Genomic DNA, 9136 nt, shown 5'->3' with positions numbered 1-9136 from the left:
CATGCAGGCGTTGTAAAGCGGCTTCGTCGATCCGGGGCACTATGGTGTGCGGCCGATGGGATTGTTCGTGTAGGCTCGCTAAACCGTCTGCTTCAAAAGCTCTAAAAGTGTTGCGTACTGTTTGGGTGGCGATTCTCAGGGACCTGGCAATTTGGGAGACCACCTGACCCTCATGGCTGGCCAGCAGAATCTGGCTGCGCCGCACCGTGAAGGCGTCTTTGGATTTGAGCTGATCTTGGATGTGCTGGACTTCTGTTTCGCTGAGGGGTCGGACTTTGACTTTGCTGCCCATAGCTCACTGTGACAGATGACGGACATCTTCACAATCTCACTTGTGATCCTGCACTAGGCTCTCGGCCCTTGGCCCTCAGCCTCCCTACCCCAGCAAATCATGCCGATAAATGTTCCGAATCGTCCCCTCGATGTCCGGTTCACGCACGGTCAGGTCCTGAATGGCGAAGCGTTCGGAGATGCGGCGGATCAGTTCGGAGGCTGGCAGGTCCCTGAAGGCGTAAATGGCCCGGTTTTTCTCGTGCGACACCACTCTGGACCCAGAGACCGACACATCCTGATACGTTTCGGTGAAGTCCACCACCAGTTCTCGTTCTCCGCCGTACTGTTTTTGCAGGGTGGGGATGTTGCCGTCATACAGCAGCTTGCCATGATCAATGATCATGACCCTCTGGCACAGGGTTTGAACGTCTGAGAGGTCATGGGTGGTCAGCAAGACGGTGGTTTCGCGGTGCTGGTTGATGTGCAGGATGAATTCACGGATGCGCTCTTTGGCCAGCACATCGAGCCCGATGGTGGGTTCATCCAGAAAAAGCAAAGCTGGATCGTGAAGCAGTGCTGCACACAGGTCTGCCCGCATCCTCTGGCCCAGAGAGAGGGAACGAACAGGGGTGTCCTTGAATTCCTTCAGCCCGAGGAGGTTTTCAAATTCTTTGACATTGCTGTGAAACCGTGCAGACGGAATCCGGTAAATGTGCCGGAACAGTTCCAGAGATTCGATCACCGGCAGGTCCCACCACAGGGTGGTCCTCTGGCCGAACACCACCCCAATATTGGCCACATAGGCTTTGCGGTTTTTCCATGGGACCAGACCATTCACCGTCAGGTTGCCAGAAGTCGGGACCAAAAGCCCAGAAAGCATCTTGATGGTGGTGGATTTCCCTGCCCCGTTTGGCCCGAGGTAGCCCACCGTCTCTCCTTTCTTAATCTGAAAAGAAAGGTCATCTACGGCTTTGATCAGGTTGGATTCCTGAGTGAAGAAGTTTTTGAAGCCCGCAAACGGTCCGGTGTGGTGCTTGCGGATCGAGAAGTGCTTGGAGAGGTGTTCCACGTCAATCATGCCGGTCCTCCTTCAGGTTCCGGTGCTCTGGTAATGCTTCAGGCCGAACCGCCAGAACATCCACGCCACCCCAAAAACCCCCAAGCCCACCAGAGGTGAAATCCAGTGAATGCCCTCTGGCATGCCAAAAGGATCGGGTTTGTTTAAAAGGTACAGGGCGGGGTAGTAATTCAGGAAAATGGCGGGCACCACAAAAGTGAAGATTTTCCTCAGCCAGTCCTGATAGATGCTCATGGGGTAGCCGATCATGGCGCGACCTCCGTAGGTCAGCAGGTTCATGGCCTCGACGGAATCCACCGTCCAGAACGTGATGGTGGAGCCGATCAGGAACAGCCCACCAAAAAACAGCACCATTCCGGCCAGCACCGCCAACAGAAACAGGATTTTCTCTGGGGTCCAGAGGATGCCGGACACCACGGCTCCATAAATGAGCATGCCCAGACCCAGCAGGATTTTGCCAACCCGCCTCAGGCCAAAATCAGAACCCATGACCTGCACAGTCAGGCTGACTGGGCGCAGCATCAACTGGTCGAGGCTCCCCTGCCGAATGAAAGCTCCGAAAGCCGCAGGATCAAACCCTGCAAAAGCCATGTCCATCAGGGCAAACGAGAACTCCGCCATGCCGTAAAGCAGGGTGATCTCGGGGAAAGTCCAGTTGCCCAGCGTTTTGATTCTGGCCAGCACCAGTGCCAGAGAGGCGAACTCCACCACCGTGTAAAACGTGGTGGCGATCAGGTCCATCACGAAGGAAAAGCGGTATTGCAACTGGCTGCGCACCAGTGCCCCCAGCAGGCGAAAATACACGTTCAGGGTGTGCATGTCAGCCTCCCAGCACCATCAGGCGGCGGGTGGCCTGCTGCCAGACCAGACGGGTCAGCAAGAACATCGCCATCAGCCAGAGGACCTGAAGCACCAGAGCATTCAGCAATGCTGGGCCTTGCAACACTCCGGTGTAAACCTCCATCGGGGTGTTCAGGATGTAAGGGAAAGGGGTCCAAGCGGCCAGATTTTGCACCCACTCTGGAAAAAGCCTTAAAGGCATGAGCAGCCCAGAGAAAAACAGAATCAGGGCGTAAGCCAGCCGTGCAATGCCTCTGGCATCTGGAGACCAGAAAGCGCTCAGGTTCACCAGAAAACGCACCATGAAACACAAGATCCAACCCAGCAGCAACGACAGGGCATAACACACCCACTGCAAGAGGCTTTCAGGAAGCTGCATGTTCAGAAACACGCTGTAAACCACGAAAATCACACTGCCCCTGAGCAGCAACTGGGCTATGGACTGCCCGAAATCTCTGGCCATCCAGAGGCCCAGAAAAGACACCGGCTTGACGAGGTCGGTGGCGACCTCACCCCGGTAAATGGTCCGCATCAAATCAAAGGTGCCAAAAATGCTGAGAAACCCGAGCAACCCCTGCGAAATTCCGGTGAAGGTGATGGCCTGCCTCAGGTCCATGCCTGACATGCTGGAGGTGCTCTGGTAAAAAGCCGTCACCATCGCCGCTTTCAGAAAACCGAAAAACAGATTGGTGGTGAGCCCTGCAATGGCCGCCGCCCGGTAAGTGATCTGTCTCTGGTACGCCCTGACCATGATCTCCCAGAAAACCGTCATGTGCCTCCTTTGCTTTGGGGAAAACCCGAGCAGGATAGCATTTTGTTTCAGGAGTGGGATGGGGGTTTTGGCTTACGCAGCGATCAGGTGTCAGCCTTCAGGGATCAGCAAAAAGGCGGAGCACGTGAGCCGAGGGCATCCTGCTATACGTCCAGAAAATGGTTAAGGGGACCTGTAGGGGCGAGGCGTGCCTCGCCCTTAGCAGAAAGCAGAAGGCCAAAGAAAGCTCTGGCAGCCATGCAGGGCGAGGCACGCCTCGCCCCTACAAATGCCCTCGGCGGGTCGCAGACCCAAAAAGAAAACCCCCCAGTTGCAGCTGGGAGGCGCATCCTTGGGGGGAAGCTTGTGACGAATTACTGTTGGGTGTTGTGCTGCTGGGCAGCCACTTTTTCAGGGTCCTGATAGGATTCCAGAGGGCGGCCATTGCCCCGGAAGGTGATCAGGGTGACGTAGCGCACGGACTCTTCCCCTTCCTTGAGGTGGTCGGGGTCGGTGGGGCGGGCACCACGGGAGTATTTGACGATTTTGGGGAGTTTGAGTTTTTTGGTGTCCACTTCTTCCAGTTCACGGCGTTTGTAGACCTGACCTTTGTGGAACACGCATTTCTCGCCGTCTTGATTCACGAATTCTCTGGCCCCGATGAGGTACCAGTCGAAGGTGTCTGCCATGGCGAGGGGAAGCACCAGACCGCCTGCGGGAATGTCTCCGCTGGTCCAGCCGCGGCGTCCGTACTGGCGCATGACCTGTAACATTTCCGATTCGTCTTTGACGTGGATGGTGATTTTGGTTCCCAGAATGCCGGTCAAATGAAGTTCTATCATGGGTTGGGTTTGCTCCTGGGAAATGGGGGTGGAATGGGTCCGGCTTTTAGGCACTGCTGTCATGTTTTTCTCCTCTCAGGCACAACCGATCTGAATGCATTCATTTTATATTATGTTATCACCTAAATCAAGACCGGGAAATTTCCTGATGCTTAACCTTTCGATCAGCACGGGATTTCCTTTGCTCGTCCTGTAAGGCAAGACCCCAGAGCAGCAAGGCAAACACAAATGCAGGACTCACTCTGGAAAAGTCCAGCACCCACGCCAGCAAACCCACCCCCCAGAGCGCCCACAGAACAGGCATCATCTGCTGCACCGTCCAGTTTCTCACCCAGTACAGGGTCAAGCAAACCACCGATCCCACAAACTGAATTCCCCCGAGCCAGTGGATCAAACCTCCAGTCAGGAACCATGCTTGAGCCCCTGAAATGCCAAACAAAACAAACCCCAAAACCATGTACATTTTTTCGCGCATCATGGTTTGAGTTTGACAAGGTGCAGGGAAAAAAGCTGTCTGAAATGTGGCGGTTGAGCCGAGAGCCGAGAGCCGAGAGCCGAGAGCCGAGAGCATCGTGTTGTACCTACAAAAAATCGTCAAGGCAATTGATGTAGGGGCGAGGCATGCCTCGCCCTGAAAGCTTGAGCCAAAGCTTTATTTGCCCTCCGCTCTCGGCCCTTGGTCCTCCGCATAAACCCTTCTGCTTTTTGCCTTCTGCTTTTTGCCTTCTGCTTTTTGCCTTCTGCCTTCTGCTTTTTGCCTTCTGCCTTCTGCAATAGGCGAGGCACGCCTCACCCCTACAAATGCCCTCGGCCCTATGCCCTCGGCCTTCTGCCAATTGATCCTTGCCTCCCACTGTCCCAGCCCAAAAACCCTTAGAATGCTTAACGTGAGTGAAACATTCCGCGTGACCGACCTTGGCACGCTTGAGTACCTCAAAGCATGGGATGTGCAGCACGAAGTGCATGCTGGCGTGGCACGCAGGGAACTTCCGCCAACCCTGCTGCTGGTCGAGCATCCTGCGGTGCTGACCCTCGGGCGCAAAGCCAAAGAGGGGGAAAACATCATCGTTCCCAGAGATTTTCTTTCCGAGCAGGGCATTGCCGTGCATGCCATCGAGCGGGGCGGAGACGTGACCTACCACGGACCCGGTCAGCTGGTCGGATACCCGATTTTCCCTGTCGGCAGGCGGGTGCGCGATTTTTTACGCTTGCTGGAAGAGGCTCTGGTGAGAACCCTCTCCCGGTATGGGCTTGAAGCGACTGGCTCTCCGGGTTACGCTGGCGTATGGGTCGGTGACGAAAAAGTTGCCGCCATTGGCGTGGCCATCCAGAAGCATGTGGCGTTCCATGGATTCGCCCTGAATGTGAGCACCAACCTTGAGCACTTCTCTTACATCGTGCCGTGCGGCATTCAGGACAGGGGGGTCACCAGCCTCCAGAAACTCCTCGGGCGTGAAATCAATGTGCAGGAAGTCAAAGCTTTTGTGGAAGAGGACTTCAGGCAAACCTTTCAGGATTACGACTTTTCGATTCCTGAGCTTTAAAAAAGAGGCACCATGAGCGAACCCCGGTACATCAAGAACGGCATTTACCGCAAGAATGCCGAACCCGTCAGAGAGAAAAAACCCGAGTGGCTGAAAGTCCGCATGCCCAGCGGAGACATCTACCAGCACACCAAAGGGATTGTGAAGGACCACAAGCTGCACACCGTCTGCGAGGAGGCCATGTGCCCCAACATCGGTGAGTGCTGGTCCAGAGGCACCGCCACCTTCATGCTGATGGGGCACATCTGCACCCGTGCCTGCCGTTTCTGTGCCGTGGACACCGGCAACCCTCAGGGCAAGCTGGACGCCATGGAGCCTTACAACGTGGCGGAGTCGGTCAAGCTGATGAACCTCAAATATGTGGTTCTGACCAGCGTGGACCGCGACGACCTGCCAGACGGAGGGGCTTACCACTTTGCCCGCACCGTGGAGCAGATCATCAAAATGAACCCCCAGACCAAAGTCGAGACCCTCACCCCCGACTTTCAGGGCAACACCAAGTGCATCGAACTGATTCTGGACTCTGGGGTTCACGTGTACGCCCAGAATCTGGAAACCGTCGAGCGCCTGACCCATCCGGTGCGGGACATCCGTGCCAGTTACCGCCAGACCCTCAAGGTGCTGGCCCACGCCAAGCAGTACCGCAAAGACGTGTACACCAAAACCAGCATCATGCTGGGCCTCGGGGAAACCCTTGAGGAAGTGGTGCAGGCCATGAAAGACTGCCGTGAAGCAGGCGTGGACATCATCACCTTTGGACAGTATTTGCGTCCCACCCGTCACCACCTGCCTGTGGAAAAATACTGGACCCCTCAGGAATTCGATGAGATCCAGCAAATCGGCATGGAGATGGGCTTCCTGGAAGTGGTTTCCGGTCCTCTGGTCCGCTCCAGTTACAAGGCCGAGCAGGTGTTCATGCAGGATGGTCCCACACAGGACATTCCCGATCACCTGGCCCACCTCAAAGACACCCCCAACCTGATCTGACCCGAGTGGTCACATTAAAAAATCCCGGAGTGTCCCGGGATTTTTCTTTTCTGGTCGTTGATCCGTGAAACTTCAGAATTTGATTTTGGCACCCACAGCAATGCCGGGCACAAAATTTCTCACGATCTGGGTCTGGTGTCCGGTCAGGGCCACATCCAGCATCAGGAAGTCGTTCAGCAGGATGCCTGCACCCACTCCCACCTCAAAGCCTTTCTGGTAACCCAGACCTGCGCGGTACATCACGTTGCCGCTCTGGTATTCGCCACCCACATGCACCCCAAAATCACGGTTGAAGCCGAATTCCACATCGGCCCCGAGCAGCCATTTGTTCTCTCCTTCTGGGATCTGGTAAGCCACGTTGGCAAGGACCTCTGGAGCGAAGATGGGTTCCAGAAACGTGCCTGCTCTGGAGGTGTTCTTGCCCTGTTCATAGGTGTCGTATCTGCCTTGCCAAGCCATGTACTGCACCAGATTGCGAACCCCCAGACCCACACTCAGGTCGGCATTGCTCCAGAGCAATCCTGCATCCAGATGGACCCCAAAAGAAGGCTGATCCGACATGAACGTTTCGACATGGCTGCTGCTGAGGGCATCCACCGGTTTGCCATCAGGACCTGTCACTGTGCGGTCTTTCAGATTGAGGTTGGCCCGGAAAATCCCCAGAGAGGCACGTGGGCGCAATCCGATCTGCAAGGTGCCTGTGGGATCGGCGTTGAGGACTTGCGTGTAAGTCACGCCAGCATCTGCTGCAATCTGGTATTCCACATGGAATTCGGTGGTGTAAATCTGGTTGGGTTTCAATTCACCGCCCGGTCCAATGTCCCAGATGTTGTCGCTGAATTGGAGGGCACCCACCTGCAAACGCGCCGATGGGGTGAATTCCACATTCCAGGAAGGGGCAACCTGAAAAGCCGGTTCAAAGGGAACAAAAGTCTGGTTGAAACGGGATGCATTCCAGCCCGCCACGTAACTGGCCAACTGCACGTTGCTGCCGCTGCCTGTGGGAATCAGGGTGGAGGTGCCATAAAAACCCCACTCGAAAGGATGCCAGATTTTGTCAAAAATGGCCAGATCGGTGGCGTTCTGGGTGCTCTGCATGGACATCTGGTTGGCTTGCAAAAGCCCGAGTGGCAAAGCCCAACTGGTATCGCCCAGCAGGGGAGCAGCATAAAATGCTGGGTTGTGGTAACGGGTGGCCTGTTCAGGAAGACGAACCCCACCCATACCCATTTGACGGATGTTTTGTGCATGACTGACCGATACAAACAACAAGGAAAGTGCCAGAAGTTTTTTCATCATAACCCGATCATTTTAAGAAGCTTTTTTTGTTTTTTCAAGGCAAGTTGTCCATGAACGTCCATCCTCACATTTCAATGGTGATTTCCAATATGGATGCCTCTGGCCCTTTGAGCCTTTCAAACATCCATCCCACATTGCTTCGATGTCCACCTCAAATCAAGTGACCATTGCACAGGACAAAGACACCCAGAGCAGGTAAAATTCAAACCATGAGACACCTGTTGTTGTCCCTCTCGATGTGTGCTTCTGTGGCCATGGCCCAGAGCCTCACCAGCACCTACACCTCTCTGGATGACAAAAAATGCAAAACCCTGGAGCAAGAGGGAGATTTCATCCGGCAGTCTTGCCCCGGTGTGGGCAAATACCAATTGGAAGTCACCGAAGGGGACCTCCGGCAAGATGTGCGGGTGCAATTTCCAGATGGTTCGTTCAGTGCTTTGAACCTGATGGAGCAGGTGTCTTATGGGTTCTCTTACGTGGGACCCACCGCAGAATGGTTGATGCAGAAAACCACCCCCAGAGCTTTGATTCTGCGTTACAACGCCAGTGAGGATTCCATCGACAGCAGCAAAATCACCTCTTATCTGGTGGTCAGCAAAATCACTGCCAGAAGTGCCTGTGTGGTGGGCATCATCAAGCCCCAGAAAGACCAGAATCTGGTGGCCCGCAAACTGGCCCAGCAAGCCGCACAAAAGCCATGCTTGAAGCGCTGATCGCCTTTGCAGCCCTTTCTGCCCCTCTGGACATTCAAGGGAAATGGACCGGAAAAAACACGCTCGAAATCACGGTTCAGAACCTGCAGGATCAACCCGAGCGTTTTGAACTGTCTGCCCTGTACCCTCCATTTGTGCTGTGTCCAGCGTTGCTGATTGGGCACCAGAGTGCAGCAAAACAAAGCCTCTGGGAAAAACAAAATCCCTTGCCGTGGGTCTTGCCTCCCACCAAGGGGGCAGACTGGGAAGGGGAATGCCTGAACATCCCGGTCTCCATTTCCTTTGCATTGGAGGCCCACCAGAGCCAGACCGTCCAACTCACCACCCTGAGTCACATTCCAGAGGGCATCGGGCACTTGATGATGGTTTTGAATGTGCATCGTCCTGCTGAAAAATTCAGCATGTATGGGGTCCCTCTGGACGGTTTTCCCCAATGAAACCATAAAAAAGAGCCCTTTCGGGCTCTTTTGCTTTTGAGAGAAGGCTTCAACCTTTGACGGCACCAGAGGTGAGACCGGAGATGATGTTCCTCTGGAAAATCAGCACCAGAATGATCAGGGGCACCGTCACCAGAATCGATGCGGCCATGATGTTCGCCCACGGCAACTCGAACTGTGAAGCCCCAGAGTAGTTCGCGATCACCACGGGCACCGTGCGGTTGTCGGAGGTGAAGGTCAGGGCGAACAGGTACTCGTTCCAGGCGTTGATGAAGGCCAGCAGTCCGGTGGTGACCAGAGCGGGACCCATCACGGGCAACAGCACTTTGAAGAGGGTTTGCAGGGGGGAAGCCCCGTCGACCATGGCGGCCT

At 55.1% G+C, this 9136-nt stretch carries 12 protein-coding genes; 4 read left to right on the top strand and 8 right to left on the bottom strand.

Going from position 1 to position 9136, the window contains the following annotated elements; all coding sequences use genetic code 11:
* The 6 genes from Q371_RS26660 to Q371_RS22755 form a co-directional block, all read right to left on the bottom strand.
* Positions 1-292: helix-turn-helix domain-containing protein (locus Q371_RS26660; protein WP_157442898.1), on the bottom strand; the 292-nt coding region annotated here is incomplete at its 3' end.
* Between the two features lie 84 nt (positions 293-376).
* Positions 377-1351: an ABC transporter ATP-binding protein gene (locus Q371_RS22775; RefSeq protein ID WP_034345152.1), complete on the bottom strand. Its 975-nt coding sequence runs from the start codon at positions 1349-1351 to the stop codon at positions 377-379.
* Positions 1352-1363: 12 nt separating this feature from the next.
* The gene (locus Q371_RS22770; RefSeq protein WP_034345147.1) at positions 1364-2170 is read right to left on the bottom strand and encodes an ABC transporter permease; all 807 of its coding nucleotides are present in this window, start codon (positions 2168-2170) and stop codon (positions 1364-1366) included.
* Between the two features lies 1 nt (position 2171).
* Positions 2172-2963: an ABC transporter permease gene (locus tag Q371_RS22765; RefSeq protein ID WP_051965114.1), complete on the bottom strand. Its 792-nt coding sequence runs from the start codon at positions 2961-2963 to the stop codon at positions 2172-2174.
* 353 nt (positions 2964-3316) lie between these two features.
* Entirely contained in the window at positions 3317-3847 is a 531-nt protein-coding gene (locus tag Q371_RS22760) for a single-stranded DNA-binding protein (RefSeq protein WP_157442897.1), read from the bottom strand.
* Between the two features lie 64 nt (positions 3848-3911).
* Complete coding sequence (locus Q371_RS22755; RefSeq protein WP_157442896.1) at positions 3912-4262, bottom strand: hypothetical protein; 351 nt, start codon at positions 4260-4262, stop codon at positions 3912-3914.
* 409 nt (positions 4263-4671) lie between these two features.
* Here Q371_RS22755 and lipB point away from each other — a divergent pair, with 409 nt between their 5' ends.
* Positions 4672-5328: a lipoyl(octanoyl) transferase LipB gene (gene lipB / locus Q371_RS22750; protein WP_425388046.1), complete on the top strand. Its 657-nt coding sequence runs from the start codon at positions 4672-4674 to the stop codon at positions 5326-5328.
* Between the two features lie 12 nt (positions 5329-5340).
* Positions 5341-6315, top strand: coding sequence for a lipoyl synthase (gene lipA, locus Q371_RS22745; RefSeq protein ID WP_034345141.1), 975 nt, complete (start codon positions 5341-5343; stop codon positions 6313-6315).
* Positions 6316-6387: 72 nt separating this feature from the next.
* Here the strand turns inward: lipA and Q371_RS22740 are convergent, their stop codons facing one another.
* Positions 6388-7614: a hypothetical protein gene (locus Q371_RS22740; RefSeq protein WP_034345138.1), complete on the bottom strand. Its 1227-nt coding sequence runs from the start codon at positions 7612-7614 to the stop codon at positions 6388-6390.
* A gap of 209 nt (positions 7615-7823) precedes the next feature.
* Between Q371_RS22740 and Q371_RS22735 the strand changes: the two genes are divergently transcribed.
* Both Q371_RS22735 and Q371_RS22730 read left to right on the top strand, forming a co-directional pair.
* Positions 7824-8327 carry a hypothetical protein gene (locus Q371_RS22735; protein ID WP_157442895.1) on the top strand — a complete coding sequence of 168 codons (504 nt, stop codon included), beginning with the start codon at positions 7824-7826 and terminating at the stop codon, positions 8325-8327.
* Positions 8312-8764, top strand: coding sequence for a hypothetical protein (locus tag Q371_RS22730; RefSeq protein WP_034345132.1), 453 nt, complete (start codon positions 8312-8314; stop codon positions 8762-8764). The genes Q371_RS22735 and Q371_RS22730 overlap by 16 nt, the downstream gene beginning before the upstream one ends.
* A gap of 49 nt (positions 8765-8813) precedes the next feature.
* On the opposite strand, the gene Q371_RS22725 is transcribed toward Q371_RS22730, so the two are convergent.
* Positions 8814-9136 (bottom strand): carbohydrate ABC transporter permease (locus Q371_RS22725; RefSeq protein WP_034345129.1); only part of this gene is annotated, 323 nt, incomplete at its 5' end.

The organism is Deinococcus misasensis DSM 22328, from assembly GCF_000745915.1.
Lineage (GTDB): Bacteria > Deinococcota > Deinococci > Deinococcales > Deinococcaceae > Deinococcus_C > Deinococcus_C misasensis.
The sequence above is the reverse complement of the archived record's forward strand: the minus strand, read 5'-3'. Positions and strand labels throughout refer to the sequence as shown.